This is a genomic window from Enterobacter sp. ECC-175 (assembly GCF_043968675.1).
Classification (GTDB): Bacteria; Pseudomonadota; Gammaproteobacteria; order Enterobacterales; family Enterobacteriaceae; genus Enterobacter.
Map to the genome: position 1 here is coordinate 1,098,341 of NZ_CP143776.1, position 23,201 is coordinate 1,121,541.

A 23,201-nucleotide genomic window follows, 5' to 3' on the forward strand; every position below is an offset into this window, starting at 1 on the left:
CAAAAAAAATAAAACCGTATCGTATGGGATTATTTCCCAGGGACGAAAATATCCGTCGGTCGGAAATATCTGCCTGACGCGTACGCCTGCAAGGAGTCTAAAAAATGAGTCACGTTAAGATTGTTGATGTCATCATTCGTAAAACGGCTGAAAAAACGGTACTGACGGGAGAGGGAAATCTTTCCGTATCCGTGGCCTCACCGAGCGTTATTGAAATTCACGGTTCTGCCCAGGACGTGGCGCGCTATATGCGCCAGGGTAAGGACCTGCTGATTTATATGAAAGATGGCAGCGTTATTCGATGCAATAACTATTTTCTTGACGATCCTGAGGGTAAAAACCACTCCGAACTGGTGTTTAACGACCAGCAGGAACTGACGCATATCTCCTTCGCGGATACGGGCGAAGCCAGCGGCCTGGCGATGACCGAACTCACCGCGCAGGCAACGCCAATCAGCAGTATTGAGCCGTTCCTCGCACAGGAGAGCGTGCTCGGCGATGTGCCGTGGGGCTGGCTTGCCGGTGCGGCGCTCGGCGGCGGCGCAATTGGCGCGCTTCTCGCGCACGGCGGCGACGGCGATACCAAAACCGAAGTCATCGACAACACGAAGGAAGTTGAAAGCGCGACGCCAACCTTCCTGGTGACGGACAAAGCGGGTGATAAGCAGGGCGTGCTGACGGCGAAAGAGATCACCGACGATAATACCCCAACCTTTAGCGGAACCGGGCAGCCGGGCGCAACCATCCAGATTAAAGACGCCAGCGGCAGCACCATCGCCAGCACCATGGTGGGCTCAAACGGCGCGTGGACGGTAAAACTGCCGACCCAGACCGACGGCGAGCACACCTGGTCCGTGGTGCAGATCGACGGCAGCAAAACCACCCAGGCGGGCAGCATTACCGTGACCGTTTCCACCGCCGACGCCACCGTCACGCTGGCGACAACGGCAGGGGATAACGTCATTAACGCCAGCGAGCAGTCGGCGGGCTTTACCCTGTCCGGCGCGAGCAAAAACCTGGCCGCGGGCACCGCCCTGACCGTAACCCTGAACGGCAAAACCTACGCCGCGGAAGTGGGCGCAAACGGCGCGTGGAGCGTGAAGGTACCGGCCGCCGACGCGGCCGCGCTGGGCGACGGCACCTGGACCGCCACCGTGAGCGGCAAAGACGCGGCGGGGAACACCGTCACCGGCAGCCAGACGCTCACCGTCGATACCGCCGCGCCAACGATCTCCGTCGACGCCATCGCACAGGACAATATTGTTAACGCCGCCGAGCACGGCCAGCCGCTGACGATCGCCGGGAAAACCAACGCCGAAGCCGGGCAGATCGTCACCGTGACCCTCAACGGCAAAAACCATACCGCCACCGTGGGCAGCGACGGCAAATGGTCCGTCACCCTGAGCGCCAGCGACGTCAAGGCGCTGGCCGACGGCGATCATACCCTGACGGTGAACGTCAGCGACAAGGCGGGGAACGGCACGTCCACCTCCGCGGAGTTCAGCGTGGACACCGCCGCGCCGGTGGTGACCATTAACAGCGTGGCGGGCGACGACATCCTCAACGCTACCGAGCAGGGGAGTGCGCAGATCATCACCGGCCACGCCAGCGGCGCGGCGGCGGGCGACGTGGTGACGTTGACGCTCGGCGGTAAAACCTATACCGGCGTCGTGCAGGCAGACGGCAGCTGGAGCGTGGGCGTTCCGGCATCCGGCATCAGCGCCCTGGGCGAAGGTGGACACACCTTCTCCGTGACCGTCACCGACGCGGCGGGCAACACGGGCAGCGCCACGCACGGCGTGACCCTGAGCGGCAACCCGCCGGAATTCACCATCGACGCCCTGAGCCAGGACAACGTGCTGAACGCCCAGGAGGCGATGCAGCCGCTGGCCTTAAGCGGCACCAGCAATCTGCCGGACGGCAGCGCGATTACCGTCACCCTGAACGGTGTGGGCTATCCGGCAACCGTGACGAACGGCGTCTGGTCGGTTAACGTGCCGGTCACGGACGTGATTAACCTGGCGAACACGCTGTACACCGTGAGCGTCAGCGGCACCGACAGCATCGGCAATACCGGCTCCGCCGAAGCGAACCTGCTGGTCGATACCGCGCTTCCGCAGGTGATTATTAACACCTTCGCGGGCGATAACCTGGTCAACAGCAGCGAAGTGAGCGTCGACCAGGTCCTGAGCGGGCGCGTCACCGGCGCGGCGGCGGGCGATACCGTCACCATCAGCGCGGGCGGCAAAACCTACACCGCGAAGGTCGGCAGCGATCTGACCTGGAGCGTCACCGTTCCGTCCGCGGACCTGACCCAGTTCGGCGACGGCGATCTCACCTTCACGGCCTCGGTCACTAACGCCCACGGCAACACCGGCACCGGCGAGCGCGATATCAACATCAACGCCAACCAGCCGGGCCTGCGGGTAAACACCATTTCCGGCGATGACGTGATCAACGCCATCGAACAGCAGCAGGATTTAACCGTCACCGGCACCAGCAGCCATTTGGCCGCAGGCGCGCAGGTCACCGTCACCATCAACGGCATTGACTACCCGGCGGTCATTACGGCCAGCGGCAGCTGGCAGATCGGCGTTCCGGCGGCGGATCTGCAGAACTGGGCGGCGGGCGATGTTGACGTAAAAATTTACGCCAAAGACACGTGGGGCAACGAAGCCTCTGCCGACCACCACATCGCGCTGGATCTTAACGCCGTGGCGGTGACCGTGGACACGGTGAGCGCGGACGACATGATCAACGCCGCCGAGAAGGGGGCCGACCTGACGCTCTCCGGCAAAACGCAGGGCGTGGAGGCGGGCCAGACCGTGGTGGTGAAATTCGCCGACCAGACCTTCACCGCGCAGGTCCAGCAGGACGGAAGCTGGAGCCTGACCGTTCCCGCGGCCGCGATGGACGGCCTGAGCGACGGCCGCGCGCAGATTAGCGTGAGCGTCACCAACGTTAGCGGCAACAGCGCCGACGCCTCGCGCGTGGTTGTGGTAGATACCCAGCCGCCGGCCATCACCCTCGACAACCTGACGTCCGACAACATCATTAACGCCGCCGAAGCGCAGCAGCCGCTCACGGTGAGCGGAACCACCACTGCCGAAGTGGGCCAGACCGTCACCGTGACCCTCAACGGCAAGCAGTACACGACGACGGTGCAAAGCGGCGGAACCTGGCAGCTGGACGTGCCGGCGGCCGACGTGGGCGCGCTGGCCGACGGCAAGGTAACGGTGACCGCCAGCGTTAGCGACGTGGCGGGCAACGGCAGCAGCGTCGACCGCATCGGGCTGGTGGACGCCACCGTGCCGCTGGTGACGATCGATGATTTCGTCACCAGCACCAACACCATCAACCACATCGCCCATTCGCAGGCGCAGATCCTGAGCGGCTCCGTCACCGGCGCGGACGCGGGCGATCGCGTCACGATTACCATCAATAACGTGGACTACACCACGGTGGTCGACGCGGCGGGCCGCTGGAGCCTGGGCCTGCCTGCGTCCGTCGTGCAGGGGCTGGCGGACGGCACCTGGCCGGTCAGCGTCACCGTGACCGATAAATCGGGCAACACCGGCAGCGGCTCGCTGGACGTGGTGGTGAACACCTCTACGCCAGTCATTGCTATCGACACGCTGGCCGCGGATGACGTGATTAACGCCAGCGAAAAAGGGGCCGATCTGCGCCTCTCCGGCACCAGCAACCAGCCGCAGGGCACGACCGTTACGCTCACCCTGAACGGCATCCACTACACCGCCACCACGGCGGCTGACGGCAGCTGGAGCGTCAACGTGCCGGCCTCCGCCGTGGGCGCGCTGGGCGAAGCGAACTATACCGTTACCGCCAGCGTCACGGACAGCGTCGGCAATACCGCCTCTGCCAGCCACGACGTGCTGGTGGACAGCTCCCTGCCGGTAGTGACCATTAACACCCTGGCGGGCGACAACATCGTCAACGCGGCGGAAGTGGCCGCGGGCCAGGCGCTGACCGGGAAGGTCAGCAACGCGGCGGCGGGCGATACGGTCACCGTGACGCTCGGCGGCAAAACCTACACCGCCGTGGTGCAGAGCGATCTCACCTGGAGCCTGCCGCTGACTCAAGCACAGCTTACCGCGCTGGGCAACGGCGAGCTGACCGTGACGGCGAGCGTCACCAACGCCCACGGCAATACCGGTTCCTCCACGCTGGATATCACCATTGACGTCCAGCTGCCGGGCCTGCGCTTCGACACCGTGGCGGGCGATGACGTGATCAACATCATCGAGCACGGCCAGAACCTGATTATCTCCGGTTCCAGCACCGATCTGGCGGCGGGCAGCATCGTCACCGTCAACGTGAACGGCAAAGGCTACCCGGCCACCGTGCTGGCGGACGGCACCTGGCAGGCGGCAATTCCGGCGGCGGACGTGGGCCAGTGGGCCGACGGCAAGCTGACGATTACCGCCAGCGCCCAGGACAGCGCCCAGAACCCGGTGAACATCGGTACCATCGTCGACGTCGACCTGGCGCCGGTCGCGATTAGCATTGACGCCATCGCCACCGACGACGCGATCAACGCGGCGGAAAAAGGCCAGAATCTGGTGCTGTCCGGCACCACGGCGAACGTGGAAGCGGGGCAGACCGTAAGCGTGACCTTCGGCGGGAAAACCTACACCGCGAAGGTGGACGCGGAAGGCAAGTGGACGACTACCGTGCCGTCGGCGGATCTGGCGGGTCTGAAGGACGGCGACGCCAGCGTGCAGGTGAGCGTGAGCAACGTGAACGGCAACGGCGCATCCGCGGGCCGCGAGTACAGCGTGGACGCGACCGCGCCAGCGGTTACCATTGATACCGTCAGCGGCGACAACATGCTGAACGCCGCGGAGGCCGGGGCCGATCTGATCCTGAGCGGCACCTCCAGCGCGCAGGCGGGACAAACCGTCACCGTTGCCTTCAACGGCAAGCAGTACACCGCGCAGGTGCAGGCGGACGGCACCTGGTCGCTGAACGTTCCGGCGGCGGATATGGCGGGCATCGCCGACGGCAATGCGGCCATTACCGCCTCCGTTTCCGACAAGGCGGGCAACCCGGCCAGCGCCAATGCCTCGGTGCTGGTGGACACCACCGTGCCGAAAATCACCTTCGATACCCTCGCGGAAGACGACGTGATTAACCTTGCCGAGCACGGCCAGGCGCTGATCGTTTCCGGGAAGGTGACGGGCGCGCAGGCGGGCGACGTGGTGACCGTGAACCTGAACGGTAAAGACTACACCGCCATTCTCGACGCGGCGGGCAGCTGGAGCGTGGGCGTTCCGGCCGCGGACGTCGGGGCGCTGGCCAATACCGACTACACCCTGACCGCGACGGTGACGGACAGGGCGGGCAACAGCGGCAGCGCACAGCACGATCTCGGCGTCGCCCTGACCGCGCCGACGCTCGCCATCAACACCATCGCCGGTGATGACGTGATTAACGCCCTGGAAAAAGGGGCCGACCTGGTGCTTTCCGGCACCAGCAACCAGCCGCAGGGCATCACCGTGACGGTAACCCTGAACGGCATTAACTACACCGCCACCACGGCGGCCGACGGCAGCTGGAGCGTGACCGTTCCGGCCTCCGCCGTCGGCGGGCTTGGCGAAGCGAACTACACCGTGAGCGCCTCCGTGACCGACGAGGCGGGCAACAGCACCAGCGCCGCGCATCATGTGCAGGTGGACAGCGCCCTGCCGGTCGTCACCATCAACGCCATTGCTACCGACGACGTGATCAACGCCCAGGAGCTGGCGGCGGGCCAGACCATCAGCGGCAAGGTAGCAAACGCCGAAGCGGGCAACACCGTGACGGTCACCCTTGGCGGCAACACCTACACCACCACCGTGCAGAGCGATCTGACCTGGAAGGTTGACGTCTCCGCGGACGACCTCAAGGCGCTGGGCAACGGCGACCTGACCGTCACCGCGAGCGTGACCAACGGCCACGGCAACGCCGGCAGCGGCGATCGCGATATCACCATCGACGCTAACCTGCCGGGCCTGCGCGTGGATACCGTGGCGGGCGACGACGTGATCAACAGCATCGAGCACGGGCAGAACCTGATTATCACCGGCAGCAGCGACGGCCTGACGGCGGGCACGGCGCTGACCGTCACCGTTAGCGGCAAAACCTATGCGGCGACCGTGCTGGCGGACGGTACCTGGGTCGCGGCGGTTCCGGCTGCGGACGTGGGCGCGCTGGCGGCGGGCAAGCTGGTCATTACCGTTGAAGGCCAGAGCAGCGCGGGCAATCCGGTCTCTATCGGCCACGGCGTGACCGTCGATCTGGCCGACGTGGCCATCAGCGTGAACGCCATCGCAACCGACGACGTAATCAACGCGGCGGAGAAAGGCGCGGACCTGGTGCTTTCGGGCCTCACCGCCAACGTGGAAGAAAACCAGACCGTTACCATCACCTTCGGCGGGAAAACCTACACCGCGAAGGTGGACGCGGAAGGCAAGTGGACGACTACCGTGCCGTCGGCGGATCTGGCGGGTCTGAAGGACGGCGACGCCAGCGTGCAGGTGAGCGTGAGCAACGTGAACGGCAACAGCGCCTCGGCGGGCCGCGAGTACAGCGTGGACGCCACCGCGCCGTCCGTGGTGATTGATATCGTCAGCGATAACAATATTGTCAACGCGCAGGAAGCGCAGTCCGATCTCACCATTCACGGCACCAGCAATGCCGAAGCGGGCCAGACGGTGACCGTCACCCTTGGCAGCAAATCCTGGACCACGACCGTGGGCGCGGACGGCAGCTGGACGCTGGACGTCCCGGCGGCGGACGTCGGCGCGCTGGCGGACGGCAGCTACACCATCGGGGCATCGGTGGCGGACAAGGCGGGCAACCCGGCCTCCACCGCGCGCGACGTGCTGGTGGACACTACCGTGCCGCAGCTCACCATCAACCGCGTCTCCGACGATGACGTGATCAACAGCGTTGAGCACGGCCAGGCGCTGACCGTTAGCGGCAGCGCCACCGGCGCACAGGCGGGCGACGTGGTGACCGTGACCCTCAACAATAAATCCTATACCGCGACGCTGGACGCGGCGGGCAAGTGGACCATCGGGGTACCGGCTGCCGACGTTGGCGCGCTGGTCGCCGGGGATTACACCATCACCGCCTCCGTCACCGACAGGGCGGGGAACAGCGACAGCGAAACGCACGACATCAACGTGAACCTGACCGCCCCGGTGCTGACCATCGACGCCGTCTCCGGTGACGACGTGATCAACAGCGTTGAGAAGACGCAGGATCTGGTCATTAGCGGCACGGCGACCGGCCTTGCGTCGGGCGCCGTCGTCACGGTGATGCTGAACGGCAAAGCCTACAGCGCGACGGTGGACGGCAGCGGCAAGTGGACCACCACCGTACCGGCCGACCAGGTTTCCGGCCTGGGCGAAGCGCTCTACGCGATTACCGCCACGGCGACCGACGCGGTGGGCAACAGCGGCAGCGCGTCGCATACCGTGACCGTGGAGTCCGTGCTGCCTGGCGTGACCATCAACGCCATCGCCACGGATGACGTGATCAACGCGGGCGAAGTCGGCGCGGGCCAGACCATCAGCGGCAAGGTCATCAACGCCGAAGCGGGCAACACCGTAACGGTGACCGTGGGCGGCAAAACCTATACCACCACCGTGCAGAGCGATCTGACCTGGAAGGTGGACGTCTCCGCGGACGACCTCAAGGCGCTGGGCAACGGCGATCTGACCGTCACCGCGAGCGTCACCAACGGCGTGAACAACACCGGCTCGGCGGATCGTGACATTACCATTGACGCCAACCTGCCGGGCCTGCGCGTGGACGTGGTGGCGGGCGACGACGTGATCAACAGCATCGAGCACGGGCAAAACCTGATCATTACCGGCAGCAGCGACGGCCTGACGGCGGGCACGGCGCTGACCGTCACCGTCAACGGCAAAACCTACCCGGCGACCGTGCTGGCGGACGGCACCTGGAGTGCGGCGGTTCCGTCTGCGGACGTGGGCGCGCTGGCGGCGGGCAGCGTGACGATTACCGTGGCGGGCCAGAGCACCGCGGGCAACCCGGTCACCATCAGCCACGACGTGACGGTGGATCTGGCGGCGGTCGCCATCAGCATCGACGCCATCACCTCTGACGACGTGATCAACGCCGCGGAAAAAGGCGCGGATCTGGTGCTGTCCGGCACCACCGCGCAGGTGGAAGAGAATCAGACCGTCACCATCGTCTTTGGCGGGAAAACCTACACCGCGAAGGTGGATGCGGACGGCAAGTGGAGCACCACCGTGCCGTCGGCGGATCTGACCGGCCTGAAGGACGGCGACGCCAGCGTGCAGGTAAGCGTGAGTAACGTGAACGGCAACGGCGCCTCCGCGGGCCGCGAGTACAGCGTGGACGCAACCGCGCCGTCCGTCACCATCGGCACGATCGCCGGGGACGACGTGCTCAACGCGGCGGAAGCGAAAGCCGCGCTGACCATCAGCGGCACCAGCACGGCCGAAGCGGGCCAGACGGTGACCGTGACCCTGAACGGCAAAACCTACACCGCGAAGGTGGGCGCGGACGGGGCCTGGACGCTGGACGTTCCGGCGGCGGACGTCGGCGCGCTGGCGGACGGCACGGCGACGATCACCGCCTCCGTTTCTGACAAGGCGGGCAACCCGGCCTCGGCTAACCATAACGTCACGGTGGACGTGACCGTTCCGGTGGTGACCATCAACACCATCGCGGAAGACGACGTGATCAACGCCACCGAGCACGGCCAGGCGCAGATTATCAGCGGCTCGGCGACCGGCGCGGCGGCGGGTGATAAGGTCACCGTGAGCATTGGCGGCAAGGACTACACCACCGTGCTGGACGCGGCGGGTAACTGGAGCGTCGGCGTGCCGGCGAGCGTGATTTCCGCGCTTTCTGACGGCAAGGTGACGGTCAGCGTCAGCGTGACCGACGCGGCGGGCAACACCGGCAGCGGCACGCACGACGTGACCGTGGAGACCGGCCTGCCGTCGCTGAACTTCGACGCGATTTCCGGCGATAACGTGCTGAACGCGGTGGAAAAAGGTCAGGATCTGAGCGTGAGCGGCACCAGCGCCAACCTGAGCGCGGGCACCACGGTCACCGTGACCCTGAACGGCAAGCAGTACACCGCCACCACGGCGGCGGACGGCAGCTGGAGCCTGACGGTGCCGGCGGCGGATCTGGCGGCGCTGGGCGAGGCGAACTACACCCTGAGCGCGGCGGCGACCAACGGCGTCGGCAACGGCATCAGCAATACCGCGAACCTGCAGGTGGATACCGCCCTGCCGACCGTGACCATCAGCACCGTGGCGGGCGACAACGTGATCAACGCCGCCGAGGTGGCGGTGGATCAGACCGTCAGCGGCAGGGTTGCCCACGCGGAAGCGGGCAACACCGTGACCGTGAAGATCGGCGGCAATACCTACACCACCACCGTGCAGAGCGATCTGACCTGGAAGGTTGACGTCTCCGCGGACGATCTTAAGGCGCTGGGCAACGGCAGCCTGTCGATCGTTGCGACGGTCACCAACGGCCACGGCAACACCGGCAGCGGCGAGCGCGACATCACCATCGACGCCAACCTGCCGGGCCTGCGCGTGGACACCGTAGCGGGCGATGACGTAATTAATAGCATCGAGCACGGGCAGAACCTGATTATCACCGGCAGCAGCGACGGCCTGACGGCGGGCACCGCCCTGACCGTGACCGTCAACGGCAAAACCTATCCGGCGACCGTCCTCGCGGACGGCACCTGGCGTGCGGCGGTTCCGTCTGCGGACGTGGGCGCGTGGGCTGAAGGCACGGTAAAAATCACCGTCTCCGGCGACAGTGCGGCGGGTAACCCGATTACCATCACCCACGACGTGACGGTGGATCTGGCGACGGTTGCCATCAGCATCGACGCCATCGCCACCGACGACGTGATCAACGCCGCGGAAAAAGGCGCGGATCTGGTGCTGTCCGGCACGACGCTTAACGTCGAGGCGGGCCAGACCGTGACCGTGAGCATGGGCGGTAAGATTTATACCGCGAAGGTCGACGCGAACGACAGGTGGACGGTCACCGTGCCGTCGGCGGATCTGGCGGGGCTGAAGGACGGCGACGCCAGCGTGCAGGTGAGCGTGACCAACGTGAACGGCAACGGCGCCTCCGCAGGACGCGAGTACAGCGTGGATGCGACCGCACCCGTTGTGACAATCCACACCGTTGCCGGAGACGACGTGCTCAACGCGGCGGAAGCGAAAGCGGATCTGACCATCAGCGGCACCAGCACGGCCGAAGCGGGCCAGACGGTGACCGTGACCCTGAACGGCAAAACCTACACCGCGAAGGTGGGCGCGGACGGGGCCTGGACGCTGGACGTTCCGGCGGCGGACGTCGGCGCGCTGGCGGACGGCACGGCGACGATCACCGCCTCCGTTTCTGACAAGGCGGGCAACCCGGCCTCGGCTAACCATAACGTCACGGTGGACGTGACCGTTCCGGTGGTGACCATCAACACCATCGCGGAAGACGACGTGATCAACGCCACCGAGCACGGCCAGGCGCAGATTATCAGCGGCTCGGCGACCGGCGCGGCGGCGGGTGATAAGGTCACCGTGAGCATTGGCGGCAAGGACTACACCACCGTGCTGGACGCGGCGGGTAACTGGAGCGTCGGCGTGCCGGCGAGCGTGATTTCCGCGCTTTCTGACGGCAAGGTGACGGTCAGCGTCAGCGTGACCGACGCGGCGGGCAACACCGGCAGCGGCACGCACGACGTGACCGTGGAGACCGGCCTGCCGTCGCTGAACTTCGACGCGATTTCCGGCGATAACGTGCTGAACGCGGTGGAAAAAGGTCAGGATCTGAGCGTGAGCGGCACCAGCGCCAACCTGAGCGCGGGCACCACCGTCACCGTGACCCTGAACGGCAAGCACTACACCGCCACCACGGCGGCGGACGGCAGCTGGAGCCTGACGGTGCCGGCGGCGGATCTGGCGGCGCTGGGCGAGGCGAACTACACCCTGAGCGCGGCGGCGACCAACGGCGTGGGCAACGGCATCAGCAGCACCGCGAACCTGCAGGTGGATACCGCCCTGCCGACCGTGACGATCAATGCCATCGCCACGGATAACATCATCAACGCCGCCGAGGTGGCGGTGGATCAAAGCATCAGCGGCAAGGTCGCCCACGCGGAAGCGGGCAACACCGTGACCGTGAAGATCGGCGGCAACACCTACACCGCCGTTGTGCAGAGCGATCTGACCTGGACGGTGAACGTTCCGGCTGACGTGCTGAAGGCGCTCGGCAACGGCGATCTGACCGTGACCGCGAGCGTGACTAACGGCCACGGCAACACCGGCAGCGGCGAGCGCGACATCACCATCGACGCCAACCTGCCGGGCCTGCGCGTGGACGTGGTTGCGGGCGACGACGTGATCAACAGCATCGAGCACGGGCAGAACCTGATCGTTACCGGCAGCAGCGACGGCCTGACGGCGGGCACCGCCCTGACCGTGACCGTCAACGGCAAAACCTATGCGGCGACCGTGCTGGCGAACGGCACCTGGAGCGCGGCGGTTCCGTCTGCGGACGTGGGCGCGCTGGCGGCGGGTAACCTGACGATTACCGTGGCGGGCCAGAGCACCGCGGGCAACCCGGTCACCATCAGCCACGACGTGACGGTGGATCTGGCGGCGGTCGCCATCAGCATTAACGCCATCGCCACCGACGACGTGATCAACGCGGCGGAAAAAGGCGCGGATCTGGTGCTGTCCGGTCTCACCACCAACGTGGAAGAGGATCAGACCGTTACCATTACCTTCGGCGGCAAGACTTACACCGCGAAGGTCGACGCGGACGGCAAGTGGACGGCCACCGTGCCGTCGGCGGATCTGGCGGGGCTGAAGGACGGCGACGCCAGCGTGCAGGTGAGCGTGACCAACGTCAACGGCAACGGTGCGTCCGCAGGCCGCGAGTACAGCGTGGACGCGACGGCGCCAACGGTGACGATTGACGTCATTGCGGCGGACAACACCATCAACCGCGACGAAGCGGCGGCGGGCGTAGCGATCGCCGGTACCACCACCGCGGAAGTGGGCCAGACGGTCACCGTGACCCTGGGCGGCAAATCGTACACCGCGCAGGTCGGGCAGGGCGGCGCGTGGCGCGTTGACGTTCCGGCGGACGACCTGGCGGCGCTGGCCGACAGCGGCTACACCGTGCAGGTGAGCGTCAGCGACGCGGCGGGCAACCCGGGCAGCGCCAGTAAGGCCATCACCCTTGACACCACGCCGCCAACCATCAGCTTCAACGCCGTGGCGGGTGACGACGTCATCAACGGCGTGGAGCACGGGCAGGCGCAGATCGTGAGCGGCACCGCCACCGGCGCATCCGCGGGCGATAAGCTGGTCGTTACGATTGGCGGCAAGCAGTACACCACCACCGTTGACGCCAGCGGCAGCTGGAGCGTGGGCGTTCCGGCCAGCGTCATCTCGGCCCTGGCGGACGGTAAAGTGACCATCAGCGCGACCATCACCGACGGCGCGGGCAACAGCAGCACCCAGACCCACGACGTGATGGTCAATACCGCCGCGGTTGCGCTGACCGTTAACACCATTAGCGGCGACGACGTGATTAACGCCGCCGAAGCGGGCAGCTCGCTGGTCATCAGCGGTTCCAGCGCCCAGTTCGCCAGCGGCACGAAGGTGACGGTGATGCTGAACGGCAAGTCCTACACGGCGACGGTGCAGAGCGACGGTTCCTGGAGCACGACGGTTCCGGCAGCGGACGTGGGTGCCCTGGCGGACGGCTCAAGCTATCAGGTCACCGCGTCGGCGCAGGACAGCGCGGGCAACAGCGCGTCGGCGACGCACGGCGTCAGCGTGGACGCCACCCCGCCGGTGGTCAGCATCGCGGCGATCTCCGGCGACGATATGCTCAACGCGGCGGAAGCACAGCAGCCGCTGACCGTGCACGGTTCGAGCAGCGCGGAGGCCGGGCAGACGGTCACCGTCACCCTCGGCGGCAAAACCTACACCGCGCTGGTGAAGGCCGACGGCACCTGGACGCTGGACGTTCCGGCGGCCGATCTCGCCTCCCTGAGCCAGGGCGCGCTCACCGTAACCGCCTCGGTTAACGACAGGGCGGGCAACGGCGGCAGCGCCTCGCACACCCTGACGGTAGATACCGTCGCGCCAACCGTCACCATCAATACGGTGGCGGACGACAATATCGTCAACAACGCGGAACAGCAGGCGGGACAAACCGTCAGCGGGACCACCACCGCCGAGCAGGGGCAAACGGTGATCGTGACCTTTAACGGCCACAGCTACCAGGCCACCGTTGGCGCGGACGGCACGTGGTCGGTCTTCGTGGAAGGGCACGATCTGGTGGGGCTGACCGACGGTAAATACACGATTACCGCATCGGTGGCCGATAAGGCAGGCAACCCGGGCAGCGCGACGCACGACGTCACGCTGAGCGGCGACGTGCCGACGATTGCTATCAATACCTTTGCGCAGGACGACATCGTGAATGCCGCGGAGCACGGCACGCCGCTGGTCGTCAGCGGTACGACCAGCGCGCCAGCGGGCCAGACGGTGACCATTACGCTGAACGGCAAAACCTACACCACGACCGTACAGAGCGACGGCAGCTGGAGCTATACCGTTGGCAGCGCGGACGTGACGGCGCTCGCGGACGGCGGCGCTTACGTGATTAACGCCCAGGTCAGCAACGCGATCGGCAACGGCGCGAGCGCGGACCATACGGTCACGGTCGATTTGACCCCGCCGTCGATGGGCATCAGCATCGACTCGCTGCAAAACGACACCGGCCTGAGCGCGAGCGATTTCATCACCGGCGACAAAAACGTGGTGATTAACGGCTCGCTGACGGCGCAGCTCGGCAACAACGAGAAGGCGCAGATCAGCCTCGACGGCGGCGCGACCTGGATTGACCTGACGGTGACTGGCACCACCTGGCGTTACGCCGACGGCCGCACCTTAACCGACGGTACGTACCAGTATCAGGTCCGCGTGATTGATAACGCGGGCAACGTTGGCGCGACCGACAGCCAGGACGTGGTGCTCGATCTGACCGCGCCTGCGGCAACCACCATCACCGTGGATGCCGTCACGCAGGATACCGGGCTGTCCGGCAGCGACTTCATCACCAGCGATAACCAGATCACGCTGAACGGCACGCTCGGCGCGGCGCTGGGGCGCGGCGATCACGCGCAGATCAGCATTGACGGCGGGACGACCTGGATTGACGTCAACGTCAGCGGGCTGACCTGGACCTACGTCGATGGCCGCACGCTGGCCGACGGCGACTACAACTACCAGCTGCGCGTGATCGACGACGCGGGCAACGTCAGCGCCACCGCTAATCAGGTGGTGACCATCGATACCGTTGCGCCGGACGCCAGCAAAACCGTCTCTATCGACAGCATCAGCGACGATACGGGCCTGAGCAACAGCGACTTCGTGACCAACGACACCTCGCTGACGCTGCACGGCTCCCTCGGCGCGACGCTGGCCGACGGCGAAGGCGTGCAGATCAGCCTTGACGGCGGCAGCACCTGGCAGAACGTCATCGTGGTCGGCAAGACCTGGTACTACGTCGATGGTCGTACGCTGGGTAACCAGACCTACGACTACTGGGTGCGCGTGATTGATGCGGCCGGCAACGTGGGCGAATCTGCGCACCAGCAGGTGACGGTGGATACCGTTGCGCCGGACGCGGCGATCACCGTGACCGTGGATAACATCACCGTTGATACCGGTTTTGACGACAACGACTTCCTGACCAGCCAAACCTCGTACACGCTGAACGGCACGCTCGGCGCGGCGCTGGGCAACAACGAGTACGTACAGGTTAGCCTCGACGGCGGCGCGACCTGGGTTTATGCGAAGGTGAACGGCACGAGCTGGAGCTACACCGACACGCGCACGCTTGCCGACGGGGAGCACGACTATCAGGTACGCGTGGTGGATCAGGCGGGCAACGTCGGGGCAACCACCTCGCAGACGGTCACCGTGGACACCAGGGCGCCGCAGTACGGCATCACCATTGACGCCATTAGCGACGATACCGGGCAGTCCGGCAGCGACTTCATTACTAACGATACCTCGCTGACCGTGCGCGGCACGCTCGGTAACGAGCTGGCGGGCGACGAACGGGTGCAGATCAGCCTGGACGGCGGCGCGACGTGGATTGACGTCACGGTGAACCATACCCAGTGGACCTACACCGATACCCGCACGCTGACCGACAATGATTACACCTATCAGGTACGCATCATCGACCAGGCGGGCAACGTCGGCTCCACCGCGCAGCAGGTGGTGACGGTAGACACCACCCCGCCGGTGACGAAGGGCACGATCGTCAGCTATACCGATAACGACGGCGAGCGTACCGGGGTCTTTGGTGAAAACGTCTCGACGGACGACACCACGCCGCTCATCAGCGGCACCCTGAACCAGGGGCTGGCGACCGGTGAGATTGCGCAGCTTTATCGCGACGGCGTCCTGCTGGGCCAGGTCACCATGAACGGCGCGACCAGCTGGTACTTCCAGGACAGCGGCCTGCACGACGGTAACCACACCTACGTGCTGCGGATCACCGACGTGGCGGGGAACTACACCGACTCGGACGATTTTGTTCTGAAGGTCGATACCAGCATCCCAACCACCACGGCGACCATTGCCGCCCTGACGACGCCTGACACGACGCCAATTCTGAACGGCACCGTGTCGGCAGCGCTGACCAACGGGGAATATCTGGTCGTTACCGTTAACGGTAAAACCTACACCTCCGAAGCGGGCGGCGCGGTGGTGGTCGACCCGGACCACAACACCTGGTATCTGCAAATCCCGGACGGCGACGCGCTGACCGTGAAGAGCTATGACGTAACGGCGCAGGTGAAGAGCAGCGCGGGCAACGGCAATACGACCGGCACCACCACGGGCAGCATCGTGATTGGTAACGAGGAGTCGGTCACGGTGGGCTTTACAACGACCAGCGCGACCACGGCGAACGCCGCGGGCTATATGCTGGATTCGGACGGCCTGTGGACGGTGACGGCGAACCAGCAGATTGCTTCGGCAAATGCCGACAGCCGCAGCTCGTGGACGGTGGGCAGCAACTTTACGATGACGGGGAACTATACCTCCGGCACGTACGCGGATATCAACCGCGACGGCCTGAACGATATCCTGGCCGAAAGCACCAACTACAACTATATGCAGCAGCTGATTAACAACGGCGACGGCACCTATACCTCGACGGCGCTCAGCGGCTTTGGCGCGCTGGTCTGGTACGGCGCGGTGGTGGCGATTGATATTCAGGGTGACGGCTACACGGACTTTGTGGTGGGCGATGCGGGCGGCCCGGACTCCAGCACCTTTATGCTGAACAACAACGGCACGCTGGTCGGCAGCTCGAAGGCCGGAACCTACGGCACCTTTGTGTCCGGCTCGAAGGTGGGGAACTACAACAGCCTGATTGAAGTCTCCGGCGTCGACTTAAACAACGACGGTAAGGTGGATATTGCCCAGCACACCACCAACGGCGGCAACAACTTCGCGCTGTCGACGATGTTCAACCAGGGGGACGGCTCGTTTACCTGGGGGCAGAACTTCATCAACACCATGTACAGCGCCACCGGCTCCGGCGCGGCGAGCAACGCCGTCAGCATGACCTGGGGCGACTTCAACGGCGATGGCTACATGGATCTGTACATGAGCATGTACCGCACCTCCAGCGGCACCAACACTGGCGGCGTGCTGATGCTGAACGACGGCACCGGCAACCTGCTGGCGGGCACCGCGGTGGGTACGGCGACCACGGACAAGTTCGTCGGCAACGTCAGCGTGGCGGTGGACTGGAACATGGACGGCAACATGGACATCATCAAGCTGGCCAACGGCGGTCAGTCCTGGCTCTACACCAACGATGGCATCGCGGGCTCGGCGACCTTCACGGCCTCGAAGTTCAGCACCGCCACCTCCACGCAGGTGTCCGGCGCGGCGCGGCTCGACTACGACTGGGACGGCGCGCAGGATCTGCTGATCTTCCGCCAGAACGGCAGCGTGATCCTGGAGCGCAACACCAACACAGTTAAGCCGGGTACGGCGATGCACCTGAAGATTGTCGACAACGAAGGGATCAACGCCTTCTTTGGCAACACCGTTCAGCTGTACAACTCCGCGGGCAAGCTGGTGGCCAGCCAGATCCTTAACGCGCAGTCGGGGATGGGCATCAACGACTCCTCGTCGCTGATCAGCTTCTACGGCCTGGACGCCAACGAGACCTACCACGCGGTGCTGGTGCGCGCGACCAACGGCGTCGCGAGCAACGTCACCTGGGACGGGCTGGAAGCGGGCAACGGTAAGGAAGGCTACGTGCTGACCGCCGAAGCCGCCACCGGCGGCCACAGCGGGACGATCGTCGGGACCGGCTATAACGACACCTTCGTCGCGGAAGCAGGCACCTATACCTACAGCGGCTCCGGCGGCTGGACGACGACCTCGGAGCACGACACCTGGAGCAGCACCGGCGGTATGGACGTAGTGGATTACATTAACGCCGGAACGGGCGTGACGGTGAACCTGGGGCTGACGACGGCGCAAAACACCGGCTTCAACACCGCGACGCTGGTGAATATTGAAGGGGTGGCAGGCTCAAACCACGACGACGTAATTACCGGCAACAGCGGGGATAACCAGTTCGAGGGGCGCGGCGGCAACGACATCTTCAACATCGGCAGCGGCGGCCACGACACGCTGCTCTACAAGCTGATCGATGCTTCCGACGCCACCGGCGGCAACGGCAGCGACGTGGTCAATGGCTTTACCGTCGGCACCTGGGAAGGGACCGCGGATACCGACCGCATTGACCTGCGCGATCTGCTGACGGGCAGCGGCTATACCGGTAACGGGTCGGCCAGCTACGTCAACGGGGTGGCTACGCTGGACAGCGGCGCGGGCAATCTCAGCGACTATATCCGCGTGGTGCAAAACGGCAGTAACACCGAGATTCAGATTGACCGCGACGGAACGGGCAGCAGCTTTGACCCAACCACCGTGGTCACGCTGAACGGGGTGCAAACGGATCTGGCAACGCTGCTGGCTAACCATCAGCTGCTGGTGGTCTAGTCCACAGGCCGCGGAGGGCAACCTCCGCGGCACTTTGCCGTTCTTTACAACACTTACAGTAACCCTATAAACAATATGGTAAATTTTCGGTTGCGTTAAGGAACTGTTCAGTTTCTAACCATTCGAAAAGGATATCATTTCAGTGCGTGAATAACGCGCTGGACAGGACGTAGCATTATGAAAACTCATCCGCTCTATGAGCCGTGGCTTCAGGCCATGATCATCGTCGCACGGCACTATCGTCTGGACTTCTCCACGGAGCACGTCCGGGTGACGATCAATCACGAAAGCCACTCCCCGCGCCAGCAGGTGCTGGAGGATATGGCGCGCCAGCTTGGGCTGGGCATGCGGCTGGCTCCGGCGGACTCCACGCTTCTCGACCCGTGGCGGCTGCCGCTGGTGGCCGAATTTACCGGCGGACAAATCGCGGTGATCAACCGCATGGACAACGACGGCAACGTCAGCCTGCAGTTCAGCGGCGACGGCGGGCTTGAAACGGTGCTTACGCGCGAAGAGCTGGGCACGCGCCTGAAGGCGCTGCTGGTGCTCCGTCCGCTGGAGTCCACGCCGGACGCGCGCGTTGACGATTACATCAAGCCTTACGAGAAAAACTGGTTCTGGCAGCTGGCGCTCAAGGACTGGCGGCGCTATAGCGACATCATGCTGGTGGCGCTGGTCGCCAACGTGCTGGCGCTTTCCGGAATGATTTTCTCCATGCAGGTGTATGACCGCGTGGTGCCCTCGCAGTCAGAGGCGACCCTGTGGGTGCTGTTCGGCGGCGTAATGGTGGCGATCCTGTTTGAGTTCATCATGCGCATGCTGCGGGTGCACATCTCCGACGTCATCGGCAAGCGCGCCGACCTGCGCATCTCCGAGCGCGTGTTTGCCCACGCGTTACGCATTAAAAACGGCGCGCGCTCGAAGTCGACCGGGTCGTTTATCGCCCAGATCCGCGAGCTGGAGTCGGTGCGCGAGCTGATCACCTCCACCACCATCGCGGCGATTTCCGACGTGCCGTTCTTCCTGCTGTTCGTCTTTATCCTGTGGATGATCGGCGGCCCGCTGGTGCTGGTAGTGCTGCTGGCGGTGCCGCTGCTGCTGATCCCCGGCCTGCTGGTGCAGCGCCCGCTCGGACGGCTCTCCAGCGAAGGGATGCGCGAGTCCGCCATCCGCAACGCCACGCTGGTGGAAGCGGTGCAGGGCATCGAGGACATCAAGCTGATGCGCGCGGAGCAGCGTTTTCAGAACCAGTGGAACAACACCAACGACGTGGCGGCAAGCGTGGGGATGAAGCAGCGCTGGCTGACCGGCATGCTGCTGACCTGGACCCAGGAAGTGCAGTCCATCGTCTACGCGGTGGTGCTGCTGGTCGGCTGCTATCTGGTCATCAGCGGCGACATGACCACCGGCGCGCTGGTGGGAACCTCGATTCTGGCCTCGCGCACCATCGCGCCGCTGGCGCAAATCTCCGGCGTGCTGTCGCGCTGGCAGTCGGCGAAGGTGGCGCGCAAGGGGCTGGACGATCTGATGCAGCGCCCGATTGACGACCCGCAGCACGGCAAAAAGGTGCATAAATCGCACCTGTACGGCCGCTACGCGCTGGAGGACGTCGGGTTTTACTACGATGACGAAGAGAAGCTGAACGTGCTCAATATTGCCCGCCTGAATATCAAAGCCGGGGAGCGCATCGCGGTGCTGGGGCGTAACGGCTCCGGCAAAAGCACCCTGCTGCAGCTGTTGGCCGGCATGCAGGAGCCGCAGCAGGGATCGATCCTGCTCGACGATATCGCCCTGAACCATCTTGACCCGGCCGATCTGCGCCGCGATATGCAGCTCCTGAGCCAGCAGGCGCGGCTCTTCTTTGGCTCGGTGCGCGACAATATCGTGATGGGCAACCCGCTGGCGACCGATGAGGAGATCCACCAGGCGCTGACGGTGAGCGGTGCGCTGGACTTTGTGCGCAAGCAGAAGATGGGCCTCAACTATACGATCAGCGAAGGCGGCGCCGGGCTGTCCGGCGGGCAGCGTCAGGCGCTGCTGCTGGCGCGCGCGCTGATGACCTCGCCTAACATCCTGCTGCTGGATGAGCCGACGGCGTGGCTCGACGAGGTGAGCGAGAAGCAGTTTATCCAGCAGATGAAGGGCTGGCTCGGCAAAAACCGCACGCTGGTGGTGGCAACCCATCGCCTGCCGATCCTTGAGCTGGTGGACCGCATCATCGTGCTGGATAACGGCAAAATCGTGATGGACGGCCCGCGCGACGTCATTCTTCGCGACCACGGCATGGCGCCGATGAAGGCCGCGCCGCAGCGCACGGTGACCATGAAGCCAAAACAGGAGGCCACGGCATGAGCGACTTAACCCGCTACAACAGCCGCCTTCAGGAGCCTAAGCTGCCGCGTTCGACGCTGGTGGCGTGGAGCCTGTTTGCCCTGCTGGCGGTCTTTATCGCCTGGGCGAGCCTGTTCCACCTGGACGAAGTGACCACCGGCAGCGGCAAGGTGGTGCCCTCCTCGCACGAGCAGGTGATCCAGTCTCTTGAGGGCGGCATCATCCACAAGCTGCTGGTCCACGAAGGGGATATCGTCGAGCGCGGGCAGCAGCTGGCCCAGCTGGATCGCACCAAGACGGAGTCCAGCGTGCTGGAGAGCGAATCGCGCCTCAACGCGGCGATGGCCACGGCGGCACGGCTGAGTGCCGAAGTGAACGACACGCCGCTGGTATTTCCCGCCGAGCTGGACGACGACGTAGAGCTAGTGAAACAGGAAACGGCGCTGTATAACTCTCGCCGCGACAGCCTCGAAAAAGGGATGGCCGGGCTTCGTCAGGGGGCGGCGCTGGTTCAGCGCGAGCTCTCTCTGACCCAGCCGCTGGTGAAGCAGGGAGCCGCCAGCAGCGTCGAGGTGCTGCGTCTTCAGCGTCAAAAAAACGAGCTGGAGAACAAAATGACCGAGATGCAAAACCAGTACTACGTCCGCGCCCGGGAAGAGCTGGCGAAAGCCAACGCGGAAATTGAGGCGCAGCGTTCGGTGATGAAGGGGCGTGAAGATTCGTTGACCCGCCTGACCTTCAACGCGCCGGTCCGCGGCATCGTTAAGGATATCGACGTGACCACCGTTGGCGGCGTCATTCCGCCAAACGGCAAGCTGATGACCCTGGTGCCGCTGGACGATCAGATGGTCATTGAAGCGAAAATCTCGCCGCGCGACGTCGCCTTTATCCATCCGGGCCAGCGGGCGCTGGTGAAAATTACCGCCTATGACTACTCCATCTACGGCGGGCTGGACGGCGAAGTGACCCTGATCTCGCCGGATACGATTCAGGACGAGGTCAAGCGCGATATTTATTATTACCGCGTGTATATCCGCACCAGCGACAACCACCTGACCAACAAGCAGGGCAAAACGTTCCCTATTTTCCCGGGGATGATTGCCACGGTGGATATCAAAACCGGTAATAAAACGATTCTCGACTATTTGCTGAAACCGCTTAACAAAGCGAAAGAAGCGCTGCGCGAAAGATAAGCCAGTGGCGATCGGTCTCCCGATCGCTATTGTTATTTTTGAAGCACGGCCTGCTGAGGCTGTCGTCTTTCTACCGGATGAATATTGAGGTAGTGGGTGACGTAGGCAAAATAGAGCGCCGCGTAATTTTCAACCAGCTCGATAAAGCACTGGCGAACGTCAAGCGTACCGTCACCGCGATCTTTAAGGTAGCCAGCCTCTTCTGCGGATTTAATGATGCGATGAACGTGAATGCGCGAAACAAAAAATTCTTTTGCCAGCACGCTTGCTGAATACTCAATAATGGCCCCGCGCGCATTGAGATGCCGTCTCGCCTGGAGATAGAGATACAGCATAATCATTCTTCCGCCGTCCTTTTCGATGAATAACCCGACCTCCGGGAATATCTTCTTGAACGTTACGCCGCGGAAAAGATATTCCGCCGCGCGGCGGAAGAAATTATTCCGCAGGGTGTCATTATCGAGAAGGTCAACGTTAATATTATTGTCCGGGAAAAGATGCTTAACGGGTAAAAACGCGCCGGCCATGTAGCGCTTGAGTTCATCGAGACCCTTTTGCGTGGGCTCGATTAACACTTTTCGTCGGTCGTCTTCGCTGCGCCAGGTTTTTATACGGTGCGTCGTTTTCAATAATGTGATGATGGCGATAACGCTGTTAGGGCTGGCAATACCGTAGCGTGAGCACAGCGTCTTGATCTCTGACACGGATGACGCCTGGTTACCAAACACGAAACAGCACATTGAAAGGACAATATTAAAACGCGATTCCTGGAGCATGACTTTATAAAAAAGAGGCTGTTTCTTATAGATGGCATCGTTGATGTCATAGTGTTCTTTTATCGCTTCATGGAAGCGGAGGTTCTTTTTTATAAAGTTTCTACGATGCAGGAGTGCATCAATGGAAACATGTATATCCATAAATGGCCTTATTAAAAAGAAGTGTTTTGTGTATTTTCTCTACTTATAAATCTAGATTATATTATACACGGAATAAATGAAACTTACGCTCGACTTTACCGAAATATAAGCTTTATGCCGCATTTGCGCATTTTGTTACACCTTCGTGCTCGTCTTAACCTGCATCTCTTAACAGCCAGATAAAATTGCGTTAACCACAGAGGGAAATAAGCGCAAATTTGTACAGGCTTTGCCCTGCGGATTATGTGGTTTTATATTTCTTTTTATTATAAAGAAGAGAATAAATGTTGTGTATTAGCGCTTTTTGTTTGGTGAGATATGGTGCAATGGTAGTTGTTTTGCTACCATTTTGTTAGCCGGATGGAGTAAGCGCGCGACATTCCGATTATAAAAAAATCTATGAAATACCCCTTTGTGGGTATTATTTATATTGTTTGATGACATTCAACATTATTGCTTTAGTACGCATGCATGACAGGAAATAGTTATGGACAGGATTTCAACGCATAATATGGTATCCGTTATTTCTGGCTGCAATTTTGCTTTTGCAGGTCTGGCCGGATTACTAAAACAAGAGAATATCGCGATCAAAAGAGTGTCTT

At 63.3% G+C, this 23,201-nt stretch carries 4 protein-coding genes; 3 read left to right on the forward strand and 1 reads right to left on the reverse strand.

Annotation, left to right across the window (positions count from 1 at the left end):
* Window positions 1–104 precede the first annotated feature (104 nt).
* The 3 genes from V1599_RS05275 (at window position 105) to V1599_RS05285 (ending at window position 21,682) form a co-directional block, all read left to right on the forward strand.
* Window positions 105–18,158, forward strand: coding sequence for an Ig-like domain-containing protein (locus V1599_RS05275; RefSeq protein WP_395301130.1), 18,054 nt, complete (start codon window positions 105–107; stop codon window positions 18,156–18,158).
* Between the two features lie 177 nt (window positions 18,159–18,335).
* Entirely contained in the window at window positions 18,336–20,510 is a 2,175-nt protein-coding gene (locus V1599_RS05280; RefSeq protein WP_395301131.1) for a type I secretion system permease/ATPase, read from the forward strand.
* The gene (locus V1599_RS05285) at window positions 20,507–21,682 is read left to right on the forward strand and encodes an HlyD family type I secretion periplasmic adaptor subunit (RefSeq protein WP_112012037.1); all 1,176 of its coding nucleotides are present in this window, start codon (window positions 20,507–20,509) and stop codon (window positions 21,680–21,682) included. Before V1599_RS05280 ends, V1599_RS05285 begins: the two co-directional genes overlap by 4 nt.
* A 32-nt stretch (window positions 21,683–21,714) precedes the next feature.
* Here the strand turns inward: V1599_RS05285 and V1599_RS05290 are convergent, their stop codons facing one another.
* Window positions 21,715–22,599 carry a MarR family transcriptional regulator gene (locus tag V1599_RS05290; RefSeq protein ID WP_112012038.1) on the reverse strand — a complete coding sequence of 295 codons (885 nt, stop codon included), beginning with the start codon at window positions 22,597–22,599 and terminating at the stop codon, window positions 21,715–21,717.
* Between the last annotated feature and the right edge of the window lie 602 nt (window positions 22,600–23,201).